The organism is Microcystis viridis FACHB-1342 (assembly GCF_014698335.1).
GTDB lineage: Bacteria > Cyanobacteriota > Cyanobacteriia > Cyanobacteriales > Microcystaceae > Microcystis > Microcystis ichthyoblabe_A.
Genome location: NZ_JACJSV010000081.1, coordinates 1 through 19,835, shown reverse-complemented (window position 1 = coordinate 19,835; position 19,835 = coordinate 1). Strand labels below are relative to the sequence as shown.

Annotated in this window: 18 protein-coding genes; 9 read left to right on the top strand and 9 right to left on the bottom strand. The window is 42.6% G+C overall.

The window, feature by feature from the left end:
* Positions 1-1,135: 1,135 nt before the first annotated feature.
* Positions 1,136-1,405 (bottom strand): hypothetical protein, encoded by a 270-nt coding sequence (locus H6G40_RS19945; RefSeq protein WP_002736360.1) that lies wholly within the window; start codon positions 1,403-1,405, stop codon positions 1,136-1,138.
* A 362-nt stretch (positions 1,406-1,767) separates the two neighbouring features.
* Here H6G40_RS19945 and H6G40_RS19940 point away from each other — a divergent pair, with 362 nt between their 5' ends.
* Together H6G40_RS19940 and H6G40_RS19935 are read left to right on the top strand one after the other, a co-directional pair.
* Positions 1,768-3,105 (top strand): helix-hairpin-helix domain-containing protein, encoded by a 1,338-nt coding sequence (locus tag H6G40_RS19940; RefSeq protein ID WP_190538183.1) that lies wholly within the window; start codon positions 1,768-1,770, stop codon positions 3,103-3,105.
* Positions 3,106-3,220: 115 nt separating this feature from the next.
* On the top strand, positions 3,221-4,255 hold the full coding sequence (locus H6G40_RS19935) for a M42 family metallopeptidase (RefSeq protein ID WP_002735744.1): 1,035 nt from the start codon (positions 3,221-3,223) through the stop codon (positions 4,253-4,255).
* Here the strand turns inward: H6G40_RS19935 and H6G40_RS19930 are convergent.
* Positions 4,252-4,743: a hypothetical protein gene (locus tag H6G40_RS19930; RefSeq protein ID WP_002737371.1), complete on the bottom strand. Its 492-nt coding sequence runs from the start codon at positions 4,741-4,743 to the stop codon at positions 4,252-4,254. The two genes, H6G40_RS19935 and H6G40_RS19930, sit on opposite strands and share 4 nt — an antisense overlap.
* Before the next feature lie 140 nt (positions 4,744-4,883).
* Between H6G40_RS19930 and H6G40_RS19925 the strand changes: the two genes are divergently transcribed.
* Together H6G40_RS19925 and H6G40_RS19920 are read left to right on the top strand one after the other, a co-directional pair.
* On the top strand, positions 4,884-6,443 hold the full coding sequence (locus tag H6G40_RS19925; protein ID WP_190538182.1) for a hypothetical protein: 1,560 nt from the start codon (positions 4,884-4,886) through the stop codon (positions 6,441-6,443).
* 53 nt (positions 6,444-6,496) lie between these two features.
* Complete coding sequence (locus tag H6G40_RS19920) at positions 6,497-6,676, top strand: hypothetical protein (protein ID WP_002736780.1); 180 nt, start codon at positions 6,497-6,499, stop codon at positions 6,674-6,676.
* Between the two features lie 220 nt (positions 6,677-6,896).
* Here the strand turns inward: H6G40_RS19920 and H6G40_RS19915 are convergent, their stop codons facing one another.
* From H6G40_RS19915 to H6G40_RS19905, 3 genes are all read right to left on the bottom strand, one after another.
* Positions 6,897-7,469 carry a transposase gene (locus H6G40_RS19915; protein ID WP_002736202.1) on the bottom strand — a complete coding sequence of 191 codons (573 nt, stop codon included), beginning with the start codon at positions 7,467-7,469 and terminating at the stop codon, positions 6,897-6,899.
* A 42-nt stretch (positions 7,470-7,511) separates the two neighbouring features.
* Positions 7,512-7,760 carry a hypothetical protein gene (locus H6G40_RS19910; protein ID WP_190538181.1) on the bottom strand — a complete coding sequence of 83 codons (249 nt, stop codon included), beginning with the start codon at positions 7,758-7,760 and terminating at the stop codon, positions 7,512-7,514.
* Positions 7,761-7,866: 106 nt separating this feature from the next.
* Positions 7,867-9,231, bottom strand: coding sequence for an SUMF1/EgtB/PvdO family nonheme iron enzyme (locus tag H6G40_RS19905; RefSeq protein WP_002737814.1), 1,365 nt, complete (start codon positions 9,229-9,231; stop codon positions 7,867-7,869).
* Between the two features lie 270 nt (positions 9,232-9,501).
* On the opposite strand from H6G40_RS19905, the gene H6G40_RS19900 reads away from it, so the two are divergent.
* From H6G40_RS19900 to H6G40_RS19890, 3 genes are all read left to right on the top strand, one after another.
* Positions 9,502-10,962, top strand: a complete 1,461-nt coding sequence (locus tag H6G40_RS19900; RefSeq protein ID WP_069475171.1) for an efflux RND transporter periplasmic adaptor subunit — start codon at positions 9,502-9,504, stop codon at positions 10,960-10,962.
* Positions 10,963-11,192: 230 nt separating this feature from the next.
* Entirely contained in the window at positions 11,193-14,258 is a 3,066-nt protein-coding gene (locus tag H6G40_RS19895) for an efflux RND transporter permease subunit (protein WP_190538180.1), read from the top strand.
* 144 nt (positions 14,259-14,402) lie between these two features.
* Positions 14,403-15,395 (top strand): aldo/keto reductase, encoded by a 993-nt coding sequence (locus H6G40_RS19890; RefSeq protein ID WP_069475173.1) that lies wholly within the window; start codon positions 14,403-14,405, stop codon positions 15,393-15,395.
* A 207-nt stretch (positions 15,396-15,602) separates the two neighbouring features.
* On the opposite strand, the gene H6G40_RS19885 is transcribed toward H6G40_RS19890, so the two are convergent.
* Genes H6G40_RS19885 through H6G40_RS19875 form a run of 3 tightly spaced genes read right to left on the bottom strand, consistent with a single transcriptional unit; the run spans position 15,603 to position 17,997 of the window.
* Positions 15,603-16,454 (bottom strand): hypothetical protein, encoded by an 852-nt coding sequence (locus H6G40_RS19885; protein WP_069475174.1) that lies wholly within the window; start codon positions 16,452-16,454, stop codon positions 15,603-15,605.
* 8 nt (positions 16,455-16,462) lie between these two features.
* Positions 16,463-17,224 carry a helix-turn-helix domain-containing protein gene (locus tag H6G40_RS19880; protein WP_002737528.1) on the bottom strand — a complete coding sequence of 254 codons (762 nt, stop codon included), beginning with the start codon at positions 17,222-17,224 and terminating at the stop codon, positions 16,463-16,465.
* 26 nt (positions 17,225-17,250) lie between these two features.
* Entirely contained in the window at positions 17,251-17,997 is a 747-nt protein-coding gene (locus tag H6G40_RS19875; protein WP_002737796.1) for a pseudouridine synthase, read from the bottom strand.
* A gap of 544 nt (positions 17,998-18,541) precedes the next feature.
* Between H6G40_RS19875 and H6G40_RS19870 the strand changes: the two genes are divergently transcribed.
* The gene (locus H6G40_RS19870) at positions 18,542-18,742 is read left to right on the top strand and encodes a hypothetical protein (protein ID WP_123230400.1); all 201 of its coding nucleotides are present in this window, start codon (positions 18,542-18,544) and stop codon (positions 18,740-18,742) included.
* Positions 18,729-19,154 carry a PIN domain-containing protein gene (locus tag H6G40_RS19865; protein ID WP_002755345.1) on the top strand — a complete coding sequence of 142 codons (426 nt, stop codon included), beginning with the start codon at positions 18,729-18,731 and terminating at the stop codon, positions 19,152-19,154. The genes H6G40_RS19870 and H6G40_RS19865 overlap by 14 nt, the downstream gene beginning before the upstream one ends.
* A gap of 34 nt (positions 19,155-19,188) precedes the next feature.
* Here the strand turns inward: H6G40_RS19865 and H6G40_RS19860 are convergent.
* Positions 19,189-19,835: ISL3 family transposase (locus tag H6G40_RS19860; protein WP_190538179.1), on the bottom strand; the 647-nt coding region annotated here is incomplete at its 5' end.

The following is a 19,835-nucleotide window of genomic DNA, read 5'->3' as shown; positions in this document are numbered from 1 at the left end:
AATAAAGAGGTTTTGATAACCAAATTAAAGCAGCTCTAAAGAGTTTTGAGTTAAAAGTTAAACTTCAAGTTTTCATTCAGGACGAATGTACTGATTAACTATTTTTTTGGGGAAAATTAGTTAACCCATCATTATAACATATAATTAATTTGCAAGAGTTCTAATGTAGTTAATTCTCAGTTTTGTGCTTAATAAATATAGTTAGTTCTCAGAAAAGGCGGGTCAAGGTGGTTGCTGCTCCCCTTTTTTCTAAGCAAAACTTCCCATTGGGAGAGCAGGGCGAGCGCACCTAAAAACAAGACAAATACAAGAACCTTGGGGGGATAACTGGACTTACCCCCCCAAGAAAAATAATCAAACCCTTAGAAACTGTTTGTAAACAAGTATTTAAATCGCCAAAGTCCTTACTTGACAAAGATCCTGAGTTTTTAGTTCATTTGCTCTATAAATCGCCAAAACCTTGACTTGGCGAGCTTTTTACATTAATTTACAAACGGTTTCTTACCCCAAGGTAGTCTTGGCGATTGTTCGACTACCCTTGATACCCTTGACTAGCTATAATCGACTCAGAAGGGTAGCTGGAGCCTGTTTTGATGGACACAGGACAAATAAACTAATAGTAAAAGCCTTGCTTTGCAAGGCTTTTAGGTGCTTAAGGCACGAATGTATTGAAATTTTAGTTTTAATGATCGCTATCTTAGGTGTTATTTGCGGGGACCAGGGGTGGACAGACTTGACAATCTAGCCATCACAATGCGAAGATGTGTGATGGGAAATTCTTGCTTCACAGAAACCTGCTTTTTGAGAGAGTCCCAACCAGTCTTACAGTCTCTCCACAAGCTTAAACTCCTGACTGCCCATCAGCATTTGTTGACAGGATTCTTATTCCTTCTGATCTTGAATTCTTGGCTGCATTCGTGATAGGTCTTGCATTCTGGACTTATTCATCTTTATATCATTTTTCAAAAGTAATGACAGACTTAGTTGATCATTTCAAAGCGCAATCCCTCTCGGAGAAAGGAATTGCACTTTCAGATGTTAGTCACGACTATTGAAAATTGGTATCAGCTATTTCTTCGGGGACTGTAGCCACTATTTTCAGAGATTGCTGTAATGGCGATTGGCTGACGTCCGTTTAAGTGGATTGACTGGCCAGAAATTGTCTTTGATAGTCTAAAAACTCGCCGTGCCATTCCGCAAAACGCCGCTCCCCATCTTTGACTAAAAGTTGGCGGTAGGCTTCCGAGGAAATCCAGGGCTTTGTTGGGCGTTGTTGGGCAGAACGAGCTTGGTATTCAGCCGTTGATTGACGGCATTGGTTGTGATAATTTTGGTGCCATTCCTGATAGCGCCGTTCTCCATCCCGCACGAGGGCTTGGCGATAGGCTTCTGAAGATAGACTCATGGTGTTACTCCTTTTCAAATCCCTTGATGGCTTGGCCAGGATTATAACACAATGGGTGAACTACCGAGCGCCGACCTCTCGTCAAAGTAAAATATAGGCCTTTGCCGTCAGTGGCAAGGTTTTTTGGCTCTCTTAGGTTTGGTGGGTAAAATGTATTCTAAGATACAGTCTTGCTGGCGAGCTAGTGGAAAGAACCACAAAGACACAAAGGACACAAAGATTGATCGCTCTTATATAAGTTAAACTTATGACACAAAGAATAAGAGAGCCATTTTTTTGCTCTTGTGAGCCTGATTTGGCAAAGAAATGCCATATTTCTATTAGCACCGTTGTAAAAATCTCTGGAGAGTTGAGTTACTAATATGGTTAAAATTATCGGTCGTCAATCCCTGGGAAGGAAACCCGTTTACGATATTGGTGTGGAGAAAGATCATAATTTTTTGCTGGGCAACGGGTTAATTGCCTCCAATTGTTTTAATAAATCTCACTCTACCGCTTATGCTTACGTCACCTATCAAACGGCTTATTTAAAAGCTAATTATCCTGTGGAATATATGACAGCGTTACTAACTGCTAGTAGCGATAATCAGGATAAGGTGGAAAAGTATCGAGAAAACTGTCAGAAAATGAATATCGATGTCGAACCTCCCGACATCAATCGATCGCAAAAACATTTTACCCCGATTGGGCGCAAAATTCTCTTTGGTTTGTCCGCAGTTAGAAATCTGGGCGAAAATGCGATCGAGGCTATTTTAAAAGCGCGGGAAGCTGCGGGAGGAAAGTTTACTTCTTTAGGGGATTTTTGCGAGCGTGTTGATTTGCGAGTGATCAACAAAAGAGCTTTAGAAACGCTAATTTATTGTGGTGCTTTTGATAAAATTCAACCTAATCGCCATCAATTAATTGAAGATTTAGAATTAGTAGTTGCTTGGGCGCAAAAACGCACCAAAGAGAAAGAAAGTGGTCAAATGAATATTTTTGATATGCTAGGAGGGAGCATAGAAAATAAACAAGAATCCGAGTTTGAACAGTCTCCCAGTGCCACCGCAGTGGAAGATTTTTCCCTACAGGAAAAGTTAAAACTGGAAAAAGAACATTTAGGTTTTTATGTTTCCGAACATCCTTTAAAAGCTTTACAAAGAGCCGCTCAAGTCCTATCTCCCATCAATTTAGCTGATTTAGAAGAACACAAAACCAGAAAAAAAGTCAGTGCCATTGTCCTATTAAATGCCGTCAAGAAAATTATGACCAAAAAAGGGACTCCCATGGCCTTTTTAACCCTAGAAGATGCCTCGGGACAGTCGGAAGCGGTGGTTTTTTCCGATAGCTACGAACGTCTGCAAAAATTATTAGTGGAGGAAGCAACTTTAATGGTGTGGGGAAAAGTGGATCGCCGAGATGATCGGGTACAATTAATTATCGAAGATGCCGAACCGATCGAAACCATTAAAATGGTGATGGTTAATTTATCGCTGCAAGATGTCGTCAACCAAAATCGTCAAAATCTTCTTAAAAGTATTCTGCAATCGGGAGACAAACAAAAGGCAAAAGTTCCCGTTATTGCCACCATCGGTGCGGGAACTCAGCGTCAATTTGTGCGTTTAGGACAAAACTATTGGGTAGAGGATGACAATTCAGTGGTAGAGTCTCTGAAAGTTGCCGGTTTTCTGGCTAATTCCGCACCTCTGATTAATCATTAAATGCTAACTGGCAATCACCCAAAGGCCATGATTGCGCCAATATTGTTTCTGTAAAACCTTTTCGATTTCCCGTTTCGATAATAATTCTTTTTCCACCCACAAAATCAAGATAAATATGGATTTTGATCAACTCTTTGACACTATTGCCACTCTTGTCCTCCATCATTCTCCTAGTGGGATGGAAACGGAAATCGATCGCTTTTTACTAGAACGCTTTCAAGAGTTAGGATTAGAAACATGGCAAGATCAAGCGGGAAATGTCATCGGCAAGATTAGAGGACGGGATTCGACTAAAAAAATTGCTATTACCGGTCATAAAGACGAAATTGGGGCTATTATCAAAGCAATTAATCCCGATGGTACTCTGCAAATTCGCCAACTCGGGGGAGCTTTTCCTTGGATTTACGGAGAGGGAGTGGTGGATATTATCGGTGATAAAGGAACCAGATCGGGGATTCTCTCCTTTGGTTCCCGTCATATTTCCCATCAATCCCCGCAAAAAGTGCAGCAGGAAAACACTCCCGTCACCTGGGAATCCGCATGGATAGAGACGAAATTGACTCCAGAAGAATTAGACGCTTGCGGGGTGCGCGTCGGTAGTCGAGTCGTGGTGGGAAAACACCGAAAACAACCCTTGCGACTAAAAGACTACATTGCCAGTTATACCCTTGATAATAAAGCTTCCGTGGCGATTCTTTTGGCATTAGCGGCCAGAATAATTAACCCTGCGGTGGATATATATCTGGTTGCCTCAGCTAAGGAGGAGGTAGGAGCATTAGGGGCCTTATTTTTTACCGCAAATAACCGCTTAGATGCTTTAATTGCCCTAGAAATCTGTCCCCTCGCTCCTGAATATCCGATTAAGGATGGCAGCAGTCCTGTGTTATTGTCTCAGGATGGTTACGGTATCTATGATGAGCAATTAAATCAAGAATTACGAATTGCGGCCGAAAAGGCGGGAATACCGCTGCAATTAGCCATTATTAGTGGTTTTGGTAGCGATGCCTCCATTGCCATGAAATTCGGTCATATAGCTAAGGCCGCTTGCTTAGGTTTTCCCACCCAAAACACCCACGGTTATGAAATCGCCCATTTAGGAGCCATAGCCAACTGCATTAGCATATTACAAGCTTATTGTCAACTAATTTAGCTATTTTTAGCAAAAAACCAGAGCATCAATAGAATAATAGCGATCGCTAGTCCGATAAAAACAGTATTTTTATGCTGCTCTAACTGCATGGGTGCGGGGGGTTCTTCTTTTTTCTGTTTATTTGTTCCCTTTTTAAATTGCGCTGTGCTATCGGGAAGTTTCTCTAAATCGGGAATCTTCGTCATCCACTCATCTGGGCGTTTGAGACGGGGAGCTTCGATAATATAAAGCAGACGCTTGGCCTGTTCGCGAATTTGATAGATAGGATGGGTAATAAGTTGCCTACAGATTTCACTAGCTTTCTCCCCCTCTCCTAACCCCTGATGGGCAGAAATTAACCAAATTTGAATCTCACCCCCTGCTCGAGATCCTAAGGAAATTAAGGCTAAAGCCGCATTTAATTGCTGGATACTAAGACGATATTGTCCACGCTCAAAGGCACTGATTCCAGCTTGATAAAGGTCTTGAAAAGAAAGATTTTCGGCCACGGAGTCAAGATCGAGATAAATGAAATTTTACATAAGTATAGCAACAGGTAAGAAGCAAAAGGAAACTCTCGGCCATTGAGAATGAGAATCTTGACAAAAATCTGTTAGACTTTCTGCTAAACCTGTTAAAGTTGTACGGCATGAAAGAGAGTAACTCCCTGTCACTAACTATATTAGTGATCGCCACCACAATAATTAGTGTAGTTTTGGGGATTTTATTTGACGAAAAAGCATCTTTATTAGGTATTTTGGCAGTTCCTGCCATGGTTGCTTCTTTTATCCATCCCCGTCTGGGATTATTAGCCCTGCTCATCTATCTTCCCCTGAGTAATACCGTCACTTTTGCCGTAGTGAGAGTTTTTCAGGTAAAGGGCAACTTCATTGGTGAAGAGCCATCCTATGCTCTCTACAAAATCGCCAAGGATGCCTTTTATTTACCAGCTTTAGCGGCAATTTTAATTAAAACCAAAACTTTTAAGCAATTAAGCCCGCAAATCAAGCCTTTTCTCCTCACGGCTTTAATTTTACTTGCCATCAGCTTGATAACTTTTCTTTTTGTCAATCTGCCCCAAGGATCAATTGTTGTGGGAATTGTGGGATTAAAAACCATCCTCGGTTATATTCCCCTGGTTCTCTGTGGCTACTATTTAATCGAGCAAAAACGGGATTTATTCGTGGTTAATCGGCTTTTAATCGTGATGATCTTAGTCTGTTGCAGTTTAGCTCTAATTCAATACTTTTTACTCCTCCAAGGCATCTGTCACAATAGTGAATTCTTCAATCAACTAGAAGTTAGTGCCCCGAAATCCGATACCCAATTTTATCCAGATATTACCGCCAAAGCCAGCTTGAAAGCTCAATGTTTTGTCGGGGGTTCGGTGTTGTATAATCCCGATCGAGGCTTAATTCGTCTCCCCGGCACATTTTCCGATCCTTGGCAATGGGGTTGGTTTTTAGTATCTAGTAGCGTCATCAGTTACGCAGCCAGTTTTAGTGATCCACAAAAAAGATGGCGCGTCGCTGGTTGGGTGGCCATAGTTTTAGTCTTCCTTGCGACTCTGGTTTCTGGACAAAGATTACCTTTTTTGCTAGTACATTTGTTTTACTTGGTTCTTTTTATTGCTACTAGCAAAAATAAGCAAAAGTTACCATTAAAATTGGTAATTGTGGCGATGCTTTCCCTGCTCGCGGTGATGTTAATTCCCTTTATTCGGGAAAGAGGGCTAAATTTTATCGGTCGCTGGCTATATTCGTCTCCCATTGACTTTGTAGGCAATCAAATGCAGTGGGCCTTAAGATATTTACAGCTTTTTGGTTTTGGTTTAGGCACAGCTACCACTGGCGCTCGTCATATAGTGGGGGAAGATGGGATAAGACTAATTGAAACCTACTACGCTAAACTTATCTACGAAATCGGTATCGTCGGTTTTATCACTCTTATGGCACTGGTGACAATTCTCTGTATTCTCACCTTTAAAGCCTATTTAAAAGTAAAAAATCCCGCTTTAAAGCATTGGGGTCTCTGTATCTGGATTTTTATACTTTTTATTAGCTATAATCCCTACTATTATCCTCTCTCCGTCGAGCCTATTTCTGTTTACTATTGGTTATTCGCTGGAATATTGCTAAAACTGCCAGAAATCAGCGATAAATTAGAAGATGAGGCGGGATTTCCCGAAAAAAATGAAGTGGAGAATTAAGAGGATTTTTATCGATAATTACATTATCTCTCGACTGATAGGAGTTAACCGCAATGACAGAAGAAACCATTCCCTATTCCCTCGAATCTGTCCTTAAGGAAATTAAAAATAGTATTCAAAGTGTTGATCGAAAGCTAGACACCTTACAGCAAGATGTTGATCAAAAGCTAGATAATCTCGAAAAAGATTTCGATCAAAAGCTAGAAACCTTACACAAATTGGTGGTGGGTTAATAATTGGGGGTGGGCGAACGCGGTGCGCCCCTACAGATAAACAAAATTGAATTTTTTGATTAATTCGATATTGGTGGTGGGCTAATTATTGGCTCTGGGCGAACGCGGTGCGCCCCTACAGATAAACAAAATTGAATTTTTTGATTAATTCGATATTGGTGGTGGGCTAATTATTGGCTCTGGGCGAACGCGGTTCGCCCCTACTGTTTTATATTCTCGCTTAAAACAACAAATCTAAATATAATTCTTGTGATTGTTGATCGATTGGCAGATAATCTCGATCATTTGTCCAGTTTTTGGGATTGTTAATAATATATTCTCGAACAACTGCTAGATACTTTTCATCTCGAAGAATTGATTCATAATAATTGCGTTGCCAGATAGGAGTATCTGTGTTCTGTCGAAGCAAATTAATTCGTTTAGTAACCGCCGATTTAAACCCCGCAATACATGACGATAAAGAATTCGGTTTCTGCTGTAGGGGCGCATCGCGTGCGCCCAAACTCTGATCGTCGCCAGAATAATCATTAATTATAACAATTCCATGAAAATGATTGGGCATAATAACCCATTCATCCAATTTAAAATTAGGTCGAATTTTGCAGGTTTTTAGCCATTCATCAGCGACAATTTTTCCTAATTGATTAAGGTATATTTGCCCATTTTTGATTTCTCCAAACCAGGATTGTTTTTGGTAGGTACAAATAGTGACAAAATATGCTCCGGGTTGGGAATAATCATAATTTCTGAGGCGAATAGAACGACGATGATGTTTTTCAGGATCAAAGGTCATATATATTCCCGCAATACTAACAAAACCTCTTATCAATTCCCATCATAAGCGATCGCAATTCACACCGACGTATTTTTCCTGAAACCCCCAAAAAACCCAACCCCCCCAAAACCCGTAGGGGCGCACCGCGTGCGCCCAACCCCCACCAAAAAACCCCAAAAAACCCAACCCCCCCAAAACCCGTAGGGGCGCACCGCGTGCGCCCAACCCCCACCAAAAAACCCCAAAAAACCCCAATCCCGTGATTAACCCGATTATTGCCGGCGGGCGAACGCAGTTCGATAAACTCACTGACCACAGTTCGCCCCTACAAAATCGACCCGCCTAAGGGCGGGAAAGAAAAGAAAAAAGAAAAAATAGGGAATAAGGGTAAAAAGGGAAAAAAAGGGGAAAAGGGTTAGAGAGTTCTCCCGAATACGCACACCACCCGAAAACCGAAGTTGTTGATGTTGACGCGGCGGTAGCTGTTGTCGCGGAAAGCAGAACGGCAGTAATTTGGATTGACGTACCAAGAACCGCCCCGCCGAGGAGAACGATTATCATCCCCATTTTTTATCCAGACACTGCCATCCGTCGGCGCACCATCATAATTATCGTGCCAAGTATCGGCACACCATTCCCAGACATTGCCGTGCATATCGTACAGTCCGAAGGCATTGGGGGGAAACTGTCCCACGGGAGTCGTTTGTTGTCGATATTCTCCCTTCGCTTCTTCTGCGTAGGTTTCGCTGGCACGGTAGTTGGCAAATTTCCCCGTAATGGTTTCCCCAAAGTAAAATGGGGTGGTGATTCCAGCACGACAAGCGTACTCCCATTCTGCCTCACTCGGTAGTCGGTATTCCTGTTTTGTTTCCCTTGATAGTCGTTTACAGAATTCCGTTGCTTGATACCAGTTGACTCTTTCTACGGGTAGCTCATCCCCTTTGAAGCGAGAGGGGTTTGTCTCCAGGTCGATATCTATTTTAGCGGTTGCGGCGATCGCTTTCCACTGGGCCTGGGTGATGGGATAACGTCCCATGTAGAAAGAAGAAACGGTTACTCGATGTTGAGGTCTTTCCGCTCTAAATCCTTGCCAGTTAAATTTTTTCACCAGTCTTTCGATTTCCTCGTCTTCTGTTCCCATCAGGAAAGTTCCCTCCGGAATGGCGACCATTTCTAAGGTGATGCCGTTGCCCAAATCTTCCCTGAAATATTGGGACTGTTTCGACTCTTTTTTGATTTGCTCACCCTTCGCATTTACTCGCACGATCTCAAAGTTAAATACTGATAACGGTTGTTTTGGCTCTTCTGGAACGATTACCGGTTTTTTTGGCTCTTCCGGTTCAGGATTGAATTGATGGGTAATTGCTCTTTCTAGTTGCTCAAATCCGTCTTCTTCCCAATAATCAAGCCGGTGAATATCTCGCAGATTCAAGCCAACTTCTGCAAGTCGCAGATCAGGAATTTCGCATTCTTCTAACCTCATGGGGATAAAAAAAATTGTCCCCGGTAGCATCTCTCCGAAGGTATCAAGTGCAATCCTCAACTCCCGTTGGATGTATCCCTGTTTATTAGCCGATTTCCCTGACAGACAGGCGAGAAAAATCTGACTAGCTTTAATCGCTTTCGGAATTTCATCTCGCCAAATTTGACCCGGAATCAGGTCTTTTTTATCCAACCAAGGTTTATATCCCGCTTGCTTGAGGCGGTCATACAGTGCCAAAACTGCTGGTTTATCCTCACTGGCATGGGCCAAGAAAATTTGGATCTCTGACTTTTTCATAACTTTTTCTTATGACCACAAGTAGGGGAGAGCCAGATTAACTGGCAGAAAATCTCTAAATAAACCATTTAATTGATTATTACTCATTCTTAATTCTCCTGTCTCCTGTCTCGGAGTCTCCTAACTACTGATTCCTCACCAACCAGGACAATTTGGGATTTTTACAGCAAGTCCACTTTCTCACTTTCCCCACCCGCGACCTTTTTCCGTTAGATTATAAATGGATACAAAACTTAACATTTTATCCAAAATCTACCGAGAGGGCAGATCGTGCGGCCAGATACCCTAGAAAATAACCAGCATTCAGCCGATAATTCGCTAGTTCCCGAAATTATCGCACTTAATCCTGAAATTGAGCCAGAGAAAACCGAATACTCGCCAAAACCGACAAAAACCAACTCTTGGCTATCGGGAGGAAAGGGTTTATTTATCGGTGTGGGATTGGGGGTTTTATTGACCCTGGGGGCGACTCGTTTCGCTAATCGACCCCAAACAGCCCAAAACCCCAATACTCAGCCCGTAGCGGCAAAAAATGAGGCACCAGCACAAACAGTAACCACCACTAGGGTAGAATCCACTCCCGTGGCCCGCACCCTGAAAGCGACTGGAAGCGTGGCAGCCGATGAATTAATCCCGATTCTTTCCCAAGCGACGGGACTACAAATCAAAGAAATCTTTGTGGATGAGGGTGATATCGTTAGCCAAGGTCAAATTTTGGCTCGTCTCGATGATACCGTCCTACAAGCGCAATTAACCCAAGCACAGGCAAATGTCGCCCAATCCCGAGCGCGTTTGGCAGAATTGCAAGCGGGGAGCCGTAAAGAGGAGATCGCTGGAGCTAAACAAACTATTCAACGCATAAAAGCCGAAATTAGTCAAGCTCGATCGGATTGGGATTTGGCTAAAAAACGGGTCCAGAGAAACCAAAGTTTAGAAGCGGAAGGAGCGATCGCCCGGGATCGTCTCGATGAAGTCCTCAATGAAGAAAGAAACAAAGCGGCGATCGTACAACAGACCCAATCCCGTTTAGGAGAAGCAGAGCAGCAGCTGGCACAATTGCAAGCGGGCAATCGTCCTGAAGTGATCGCCCAAGCTACAGCACAATTAGCGGAAGCTCAAAGCCGTTTAGCCATTGTTAAAGCCCAATTAAACGAGACGCGCCTGATTTCCCCAGTCAGTGGCAAAATTGCCGAAAGAAATGGCCGCATCGGGGATACCACCAACGGTCAAAATGCTCTCTTTAAAATCATCGAAAACGGCCGTTTAGAGCTAAGATTGCGGGTTCCTGAGAATCAATTGCCCTTAATCCGCGTCGGAGCGCCCGTTACTATCACTTCCGATGCTAATAGCAGTTTAAAATTATCAGGACAGGTGCGCGAAATTAATCCCATCGTCGATGAGGCATCCCGTCAAGCAACGGTTAAAGTCGATTTAACCGACAATACAGGGTTAAAACCGGGGATGTTTTTACGAGGTGCGATCGTGACGAATACTAGCAATAGTTTAACCGTCCCCATGACCGCAGTTTTACCTCAAAAAGATAATCAAGCTCTAGTTTATTTAGTTGAACCTGATAACACTGTTACCGCCAAAACTGTGCAATTAGGTCAAATTATGCCGAATAATCGCGTGGAAATTCTCACCGGTTTACAAGCAGGCGATCGCATTGTGGTCAAAGGGGCAGCCTATCTCGGTGATGGCGACAAAATTACGGCAATCAGCGATCAGTAATCAGTAATCAGTGATCAGTAAACAGTAATCAGTGATCAGTAATCAGTGATCAGTGAAAAGACAGTAGCAAACTGCCATTTGATCAGGCTCACTTAATATATACTGCTCACTCAAAACTTAAAACTTAAAACTCAAATCTGATAACTGATAACCGGTAACTGAAAACTCACATCTGATAACTGATAACTTACCCACTGATAACTGATAACTGATAACTGATAACTGAAATTATGGCTTTTAATATTTCTAATTGGTCTATCAAAAATCCCATTCCCACGATCCTGATCTCCCTGGTTATGGCCCTAATGGGATACATTGCCTTTCTAGGATTAGGGATCGATCGCTCTCCTAATATTGACATTCCGGCCGTGATTATCACTGTTAATCAACCCGGCGCCGGTCCTGAGGAATTGGAAACCCAAGTCACCAAAAAAGTCGAGGATGCGGTGGCTGCTTTGGGTAATATCGATCAAATTACTTCTACCATCAACGAAGGCAGCAGCACCACCACCGTTAACTTTATCCTTGGCACTAACAGCGATCGCGCTACCAATGATGTACGCAATGCCATAGCGCAAATTCGGCAGGATTTACCCCAAGATACTAATGATCCAATTGTCCAACGTTTAGAATTTGCCGGGGGTGCGGTGATGAACTATACCATCTCCTCCCCGAAAAGATCGATCGCCGAATTAAGTGATCTAGTTGATCGTCAAATTGGCCGCGCTTTAACGGGAGTGCCGGGGGTAGCACGAGTCGATCGCGTTGGGGGAGTCGATCGAGAAGTGCGTGTAGATTTAGATCCCGGCCGTCTGATCGCCTACGGTATCACGGCCACGGCGGTTAATGACCAAATTCGTAGTTTTAATATTAATTTACCCGGAGGGCGATCGGAAATCGCCGGCAGTGAACAAACTGTCCGCACCCTCGGCAGCGCTGAAACGATCGAAGATTTAAGAAATTATCAAATCTCTTTACCTAACGGTGATAGCGTCCCCTTAAGCAATTTAGGGACAGTTAGCGATAGTTCCAGTGATCCTCGACAAATGGCCCTCTTAGATGGGCAGCCAGTGGTGGGTTTTTCGATTTTACGGGGGACTGGCAGCACCTTGGTCACGGTAGAAACAGCAGTGCGCCAAGAAATCGAGAATTTAAAGAAAAAACTGCCAGAAGATATTAAATTTCAATTAATTTTTACCCGTGCCGACTCAATTCGTGCTAGTTACGAAAGTCTTCTGAGCGATCTCCTGATTGGTTGTATGATGACGGTGATCACGGTGGGTCTATTTTTAGGCAATTGGCGCGCCACGATTATCACGGGTTTGGCCCTGCCTTTGTCGATTTTCCCGACTTTTTGGGTGATGCAGTCCCTAAATTATACCCTTAACGGCATGACTCTACTGGCCTTAGCTTTAGCTTTGGGTAATCTGGTGGATGATGCGGTGTGTATGGTAGAGGACATCGATCAACATTTAGCTATGGGTAAAAAACCCCTGCAAGCGGCCTTTGATGCCTCAAAAGAGATTGGATTAGCCGTTTTAGCCAGTGCGGCGGCAATTATTGCGGTATTCCTGCCAGTTGCTTTTATGGGCGGTGTGCCGGGGCAATTCTTTCAACCTTTCGGCGTTACGGTGGCGGTTTCTACCCTATTCTCCAGTTTGATCGCTGTCACCGTCACCCCGATGTTAAGTGCCTATATTCTACAGCCGAAAAAGCTGAAAACCGGTGATAATAATCCCTCCTCGCGCCCCCGTTTTCGTCCCTACAAAAGTTTGTTAACTTGGTCCCTACGTCATCGAATCCTGACTTTATTGGCGGCTTTGGCCTTTTTTATCGGTAGTTTACAGTTAGTTCCCTTGATTCCAAAAGGGTTATTTAGTTCTGGGGATACTGGATTAAGTACCATAAGCCTAGAATTGCCTCCCGGTGCGACTTTGAATGATACTGTTGCCGTGGCTAATCAGGTGAATAGTTTACTGCAAAAAAATCCCGCCGTCGCTAATGTTTTGGCTATTCCGGGAGATTCGGGACGGATAAATACGGGCCTAATATATGTTAATTTAGTTCCTAAGGAACAGCGATCGCTAACTCAACGGCAATTTGAGGAACAAACCCGTCGGGATTTCCAGAAGATACCGGGGGCAAGAGTGACTTTTCGGGCGCAGGGGGGAGCAGGAAGCACTAAGGATGTCGCTATTATTTTAAAAAGTGAAAATGGCGATATTTTAACCCAAACTGCCCAAAAATTAGAGCGACAAATGCGAGCTTTACCCGGTTTTGTCGAGGTCAGTTCCGGGGTAAGTTTAGTTAAACCGGAGATTATTATTCAACCGGATCCTGTCCGGGCTGCTGATCAGGGAGTCTCGGTCAGAGCGATCGCCCGTACTGCATCTTTAGCTTTAATCGGCGATAATGAGTTTAATTTAGCTAAATTTAACCTTGCTGACCGACAAATTCCCATCCGGGTAAAAATTGCCAATGATGGACGCAGCGAGATAGAAACTCTGCAAAATTTGCGCGTTCCTAGCAGTAATGGGACGTTAGTACCGCTTAACTCGGTGGCGACAATTAGCTTAGGTAGTGGACCTGCGGAAATTCAACGCTTTAACCGTCAACGTCAGGTTAATATTGGAGCTAATTTAGAGGGAGTTTCTTTGGGAAGTGCGGTGACACAAATTCGCGCTTTACCAATCATGAAAAACTTACCCCCAGAGGTGACAGAAGAACCCTTTGGTGATGCTCGCATTATGCGCGATATCTTTGCTCGTTTTTTGGGAGCGTTAAGTTTAGCAATTATTTCTATCTATGGGATTCTGGTCTTGTTGTATAACAATTTTCTCTATCCCCTAGCGATTTTAACTTCCCTTCCTTTATCGATTGGTGGTACTTTAATCGCTCTTTTAATTACCCAAAAAGAGTTAGGTTTATACGCTTTAATTGGCATAGTTTTGCTGATGGGATTAGTCACTAAAAATGCGATTCTGTTAGTAGATTTTGCCCTGAGTGGCATTGAGTCAGGGAAACCGCAGTTTAAGGCGATGATTGATTCGGGAGTCTCTCGTTTACGACCAATTATTATGACCTCCGTTTCCACAATTGCCGGGATGTTACCGATTGCTTTAGCTTTAGGTGCAGATGGGGAAATTCGCGCACCGATGGCAATTGCTGTTATTGGTGGTTTTACCACTTCCACCCTGTTAACTTTGGTGGTTGTGCCGGTAATCTTTACTTATATCGATAGTTTTTACTATTGGTTGCGGGGATTATTTGTTAAACAAAAACCTAAGTCGATTTAGTACAGAAAACGGGTTTCTCGGAGAAACCCGTTTTCTTCTCATGCAAAAGTCAAAAAGGGGAATAAATAATCAGTCTTTAATAACCAGATTTAGTAGTAAAATATCTTGCTGAAAGCTTGAGAAAAAACCCAGAGAAACTAACCCATGAATCCCTTGACAGTCACACATCAAACTCTATCCCTTCCCCCCATGGGCTGCGGTACTTGGGCCTGGGGAAATCGTCTTCTCTGGGGTTACGATGAGAGTATGGATAGCCAGTTACAAGCGGTTTTTAATCTCTGCGTCGAGCGGGGTGTCACCCTATTTGATACGGGAGACTCCTACGGCACAGGCAAACTCAACGGACAGAGTGAGAAGCTATTAGGACGCTTTACAGGGGAATATAGCGGTTATAACGCTGATCATATCCGTATTGCCACCAAACTCGCCCCTTATCCTTGGCGTTTAACCCGTCATGCCATGGTGAAAGCTTGTCAAGCTTCGGCAACCAGATTAGGCCGCCCGGTGGATTTAGTGCAAATGCACTGGTCAACGGGCAATTATGCGCCATGGCAGGAGGGGGGATTATTAGACGGATTGGGGGATTGTCTGGAAAAGGGGTTAGTTAAAGGAGTCGGTTTATCCAATTTTGGACCGAAAAGATTGAAGTCTGCCTATCAAAAGTTTGCCAGTCGCGGCATTCCTATTACCAGCTTACAGGTACAGTATTCTCTCCTTTCTACCTATCCTCTCACTGACTTAGGATTAAAGGAACTATGTGATCAATTTGGTATTAAAATTATTGCCTATAGTCCCTTAGCTTTGGGTTTATTAACGGGGAAATATCGAGATAATAAAAACTTACCCCCCGGATTACGTCGCTTCCTTTTTGGTCAATTAATTCCCGCTATTTCGCCTCTGATGAGTTGCCTAGAAGTTATCGCCCAAGCTAAAAATAAAACTATTAGCCAAGTTGCCTTAAATTGGTGTATCTGTAAGGGAACAATTCCCATCCCCGGAGCTAAAAATGTTCGACAAGCTGAGGATAATTTAGGCGCTTTAGGATGGAGTTTAGACAGTGGGGAAATAGCAGAATTAGATAAAATTGCCGCGGGTTTGGATAAAAAAATGGTACAAAATATCTTTCAAACTAAGTAGGGTATGCTGAAAAAGTTTGTTGGTGGGGTGTGGAAAGAACCACAAAGACACAAAGGGCACAAAGATTGATCGCTTATAAGTTAAACTGATCAGACAAAGAATAAGAGAGCCAATTTCCCCCCGATTACTCAAAAAACCAGCAATTTTTGAGGTCAAAAAAGCCTAAAGATATTATCCAAAAAGGTTTCTAGATTTATTCAGCAAACCCTAATTATTATCTTGAGAGACCAATTTTAAGCTAGGACGGGGTTGGATTGTTCCCCCGTAAGCGACGGCAGTATGAGGAGATAGGACAAGATGAGGAGATACACCCAAAGAAATTCGATAGATTTCCCCAGCTTTATCGATTAATTGCTGTTTAACTGGCTCTTTCGGCAAATTTTGCCGCCAAGCTAGGGGAATCCCCTCGATACCGTTGTACAATCCCGCCCAAATTCCCGCTAAAGTGGTGGTTAATTGCCGTTGATAGGGACTAGAATTAGCGCGACGCACGCTAACGGCGAAATCCTCGCTCGTTTGCAGAAAAGTATAAAGAGAAACTGCGATCGCAATTCCTAAAGGTGAGATATCTTTCACCCAAGCCGATAAAATGAACTCTAAGGGATGATTCTGCCCTAAAGCTGACTGAATCTGCTCTAATAGCTTATTCTTGGGGTTAATAGTTAGCAATTGCACCATTAACTGATTTAAAGGCCTTTTTCCCTGTAATAACATGCCTACCGCCTCTCCCCAAATTATCGCTTCTTGTCGGGTTAACTCGGAAATTAAGCCCTTTTTCAGCCAAAAATTTAATCTAGCTTGCCAACGTTCTCCATGGTCAGGCCAGGTTAAAATTTCCGGCAACAGCACAAATAATAACGCCGATTCCGACTGCTGCCTAGCTGCGATCGCAATGGGCAAATCTTCCTGAGATTGCAGAGCTTGCAAAAGCAGGGTCGTCCTCGGTGTAGCCTCATAGTTAAAGGCTGGTATTAGGGGTTGATTATGCAAGGATTCCCCAATATATGCCCCGATTAACCCTCCCTGAAGGCGATCAAGGGGTGAAAAGACCTTCTGCATAAATTAGCTCAATTTGCCCGGTAGGTGACTTCCCCAACTTTGCCCGGTTGCCCCAGTTGTTTAGCATTGGCATTATTAACCGCAACGTAAACCCCGCCGGCATTACCCGCTCTCACGGTTAATTCTCGGTTTGCTTGCCAAGTGCGATGGCTTCCCTGGGGCAGCACACCCTCAAATTCTGTCTTGCCATCCACCACCACCCGCATCCAGCAGTCATCTTCCAGTTTTACCTCCACCACCAGCTGCTGATTATTGCTGGTTTTGTTGGCTACTGGTTGAAGGGGGTTGCTTTTCGGTTGGACAATTTGCTGTTGTGGTAAGGAAGGCGGTGGTAAGCGATTCGATTGCAGTACCGATTTTTGCAGGACGTGGGATAGGGTTTGTACGGAACCAATAACTAAGATTAAATAGAGAAAATAGAGATGAATCGGGCGAATTTGAAGACTCGGCAGCGATAAAGATGGTTTTGTTCCCCTGAAAAAGTTATTGACCTTGGTGGGAAAACGTCGGCTAATCGTCTCACCATCCAGGGACAGACTATCGGCAAATTGTTTGATTAACCAACGAATATAAATCGGTTCGGGCAATGCCTCCAAATCCCCCGCTTCCAGTGCTTCTAGGCGATGGCGCGGGATTAGGGTTTTCTGGGCAATTTCCTCGAGAGAAAGGGACTGTTCTAGGCGATTTTTTTGCAAATAAACGCCGATTTCCAGTAATTTGGTTCGTTGTTTATGCTGGGGATCAAGTTGTGATTGGAGAAGGCGAAACATATCGCTATTAGGGGCTGACTTTCAGCTTAGTTAATCTGGTTTTTTAAATATTTCAGTTCATCAAGGGTTAAAAAACGGTAATGACCCAAGGGTAAGGGGGAATTATTACCAGAGTTTAGTTGAATAGGACCGATGGCACTGCGATGAAGTTTCAGGACGTGATAACCTAATTCTTCAGCTACAGAGCGAATCTGCCGATTTCTTCCCTCCACTAAAATAACTTCTAGTAGGGTTTTTTGGTCGGTTTGCTTGAGGATCTCAACCTGTGCGGGTAAGGTTTTTTTTCCCTCTAAGAGGATACCTTCTCGCCAACGCTGGAGAGCAAGTGTATCAATCGCACCATCTAGCCAAACCCGATAGGTTTTGGGCAAATGATAACGGGGATGGGTGAGGGTGAGGGTGAGTTGACCGTCGTTGGTGAGGAGTAAAGCCCCAGTGGTGTTGATGTCCAACCTTCCTACGGGATGTAACCCCGTCTCGCTGGCGAGGGAGTCGGGCAAAAGGTCAATCACCGTCGGCCGGTTTTGTGGATCCTTACAGGTAGAAACCACGCCAATGGGTTTGTTGACCAGTATATACAATCTTTTGGGACGATTGGCCGGTTCAATTTTTTTTCCGTCTATCTCTAGGTGATCTTTTTCTGGGTCGGCTTTTTCTCCTAACTGCACGATTTTGCCATTCCGTCTGACTCGTCTGGCCACAATCATCTCCTCCGCCCTTCTTCGGGAGGCAATCCCCCACTGGGCAAGGATTTTCTGGACTCTCTCCGCCATTTTTTTTTAGTTTTTAACCCTTTCTCTCTTCTATTATAGGCATCCTAAAAGGGTTTTTTTTGCCCAAAAAGTGAAGAAAAACCGAATATCTCTGGCTGCCTCTTTGATTTTTTTCTTGGAAAACTTCTGAAAAAAAAGAGGAGTGATCCCTTGACTTGGGCGGCGGCTTCGGTTATACTTTTCTTATAATGGGAATCTGTGCATTTTTTTCTCGACTCAAACACTTTATTATATATAAAGTCTTATAAAAAGATCATCTCAAAAAGCCGTGAAAAAAGCAAGCAAAATTTTGCCGACAATTGTTAAAAAAGTCGGGTTAATTTTCCTTACGGGGGGATATGACTTTAAACGGGTTATTTCTCGGTTATCCAAGCGGTAAACTGTAAGTGACGGAGTTTGCGTCTCTTGGTTATAATTGAAAGGCTAGGCTATAATAACTCTTCATCAACACCGATAATTTTGGTCAAAGATGTAAAAAAGGAAGAGCATTATTGTGAGAGGGTATAATTAGTATAATTAAAGTAAAAATCATTCCGGGGTAGCCATGATTAAAAATATTAATGTAACTGGACTTAAACCTGAACAAATTCAGCAGATACAGTTACTTATTGCCGCATTTAAAACTCAAAATCAACTCAGTAAAAGTGAAACTGAAATTGATATGATTGAATACCTGTTGGAAAATCCTATAGAGGTTGATAATTTAGAATTTATGAAACGAGAAGAAATTTATGACAGAACTTAAAAATCATAGTTGTTTTGTTGATTCTAATATTTGGCTTTATGCTTTTTCTACTGATAAAAAAGAAGAAACTAAAAGAATATTAGCGAAACAATTAATTAAAGAAAAGTCCATCATTATCAGTACCCAAATAATTAATGAGGTTTCTTGTAATTTACTTAAAAAGCATAAGCTTGATGAAAAACAACTGTTTAAATTAATTGTTTCCTTTTATATAAAATATCAAGTTATCTCATTTAATCTTGATATTTTTGAATCTGCATCTAATCTGAGAACTCAATATAATCTATCATTTTGGGATAGTTTGGTGATTGCTTGCGCTTCATTTTCTGGTGCAAATATTTTGTATTCAGAAGATATGCAGGATGGTTTAATTATTAATAAAAAATTCACTATTATTAATCCCTTTAAGTAATAAAATTAGGCTCTTCGTTACCTTTTATGCTAAATCAACAGACAAGATGCCAAGATAACATACTTCTAACCCAAAAATTCCGAAAGTTTCTAAAGCCATAGCCTCTCCGTTTTATTAGTTTAAGTTTATTGTTGATTCCCTCGACCACCCCATTCGTTGTCCTTCGCTCGAAATAACTAATGATTTCTCCAAACCAGTTTCGGATTGTTTGACAACTCTTGGTAAAAACACTGGAGGATTTTGCCAACCATTCCGAGATGGATAGCATTCCCTCTGTCGGATTCTCTGAGGTTTCATAAATCTTTCTAAATTCTTCCTTTAACTCGTGCATCTTTTTCAAATTTGTCAATTTTTCTTTGATAGCTTCTAGTTTAATTTTTTGGGTTTCCGTTAAATCTTTTTCATTTTTTAACAAGCTATATTTACTTCGCTTTAAAACTTCTAGCTTCGCTTCTTTTTCCGCTTTCTGTTTTTTATTTCTCTGCGCTTCTACGGCTCTTTTTTCTGCTTTTCTTTGTTCGTCTAACTCTTGATTAATTTGTTTCATTACATGGAATCTATCGGCGACTACCTCCGCCGATGGCATCAATTCTTTCACCAAATTTTTATAGGGCAACCAAAGGTCTATGCTGACTTCTTCAATTTGCTCTAACACCTCTTTTCCCCACCCTGTAAGCGTTT

Coding starts and splice junctions, on each gene's coding strand:
- H6G40_RS19945 (WP_002736360.1), bottom strand. CDS start 1,405: ATGAGTCTATCTTCAGAAGCCTATCGCCAAGCCCTCGTGCGGGATGGA.
- H6G40_RS19940 (WP_190538183.1), top strand. CDS start 1,768: ATGGTTAAAATTATCGGTCGTCAATCCCTGGGAAGGAAACCCGTTTAC.
- H6G40_RS19935 (WP_002735744.1), top strand. CDS start 3,221: ATGGATTTTGATCAACTCTTTGACACTATTGCCACTCTTGTCCTCCAT.
- H6G40_RS19925 (WP_190538182.1), top strand. CDS start 4,884: ATGAAAGAGAGTAACTCCCTGTCACTAACTATATTAGTGATCGCCACC.
- H6G40_RS19920 (WP_002736780.1), top strand. CDS start 6,497: ATGACAGAAGAAACCATTCCCTATTCCCTCGAATCTGTCCTTAAGGAA.
- H6G40_RS19915 (WP_002736202.1), bottom strand. CDS start 7,469: ATGACCTTTGATCCTGAAAAACATCATCGTCGTTCTATTCGCCTCAGA.
- H6G40_RS19905 (WP_002737814.1), bottom strand. CDS start 9,231: ATGAAAAAGTCAGAGATCCAAATTTTCTTGGCCCATGCCAGTGAGGAT.
- H6G40_RS19895 (WP_190538180.1), top strand. CDS start 11,193: ATGGCTTTTAATATTTCTAATTGGTCTATCAAAAATCCCATTCCCACG.
- H6G40_RS19890 (WP_069475173.1), top strand. CDS start 14,403: ATGAATCCCTTGACAGTCACACATCAAACTCTATCCCTTCCCCCCATG.
- H6G40_RS19885 (WP_069475174.1), bottom strand. CDS start 16,454: ATGCAGAAGGTCTTTTCACCCCTTGATCGCCTTCAGGGAGGGTTAATC.
- H6G40_RS19880 (WP_002737528.1), bottom strand. CDS start 17,224: ATGTTTCGCCTTCTCCAATCACAACTTGATCCCCAGCATAAACAACGA.
- H6G40_RS19875 (WP_002737796.1), bottom strand. CDS start 17,997: ATGGCGGAGAGAGTCCAGAAAATCCTTGCCCAGTGGGGGATTGCCTCC.
- H6G40_RS19870 (WP_123230400.1), top strand. CDS start 18,542: ATGATTAAAAATATTAATGTAACTGGACTTAAACCTGAACAAATTCAG.
- H6G40_RS19865 (WP_002755345.1), top strand. CDS start 18,729: ATGACAGAACTTAAAAATCATAGTTGTTTTGTTGATTCTAATATTTGG.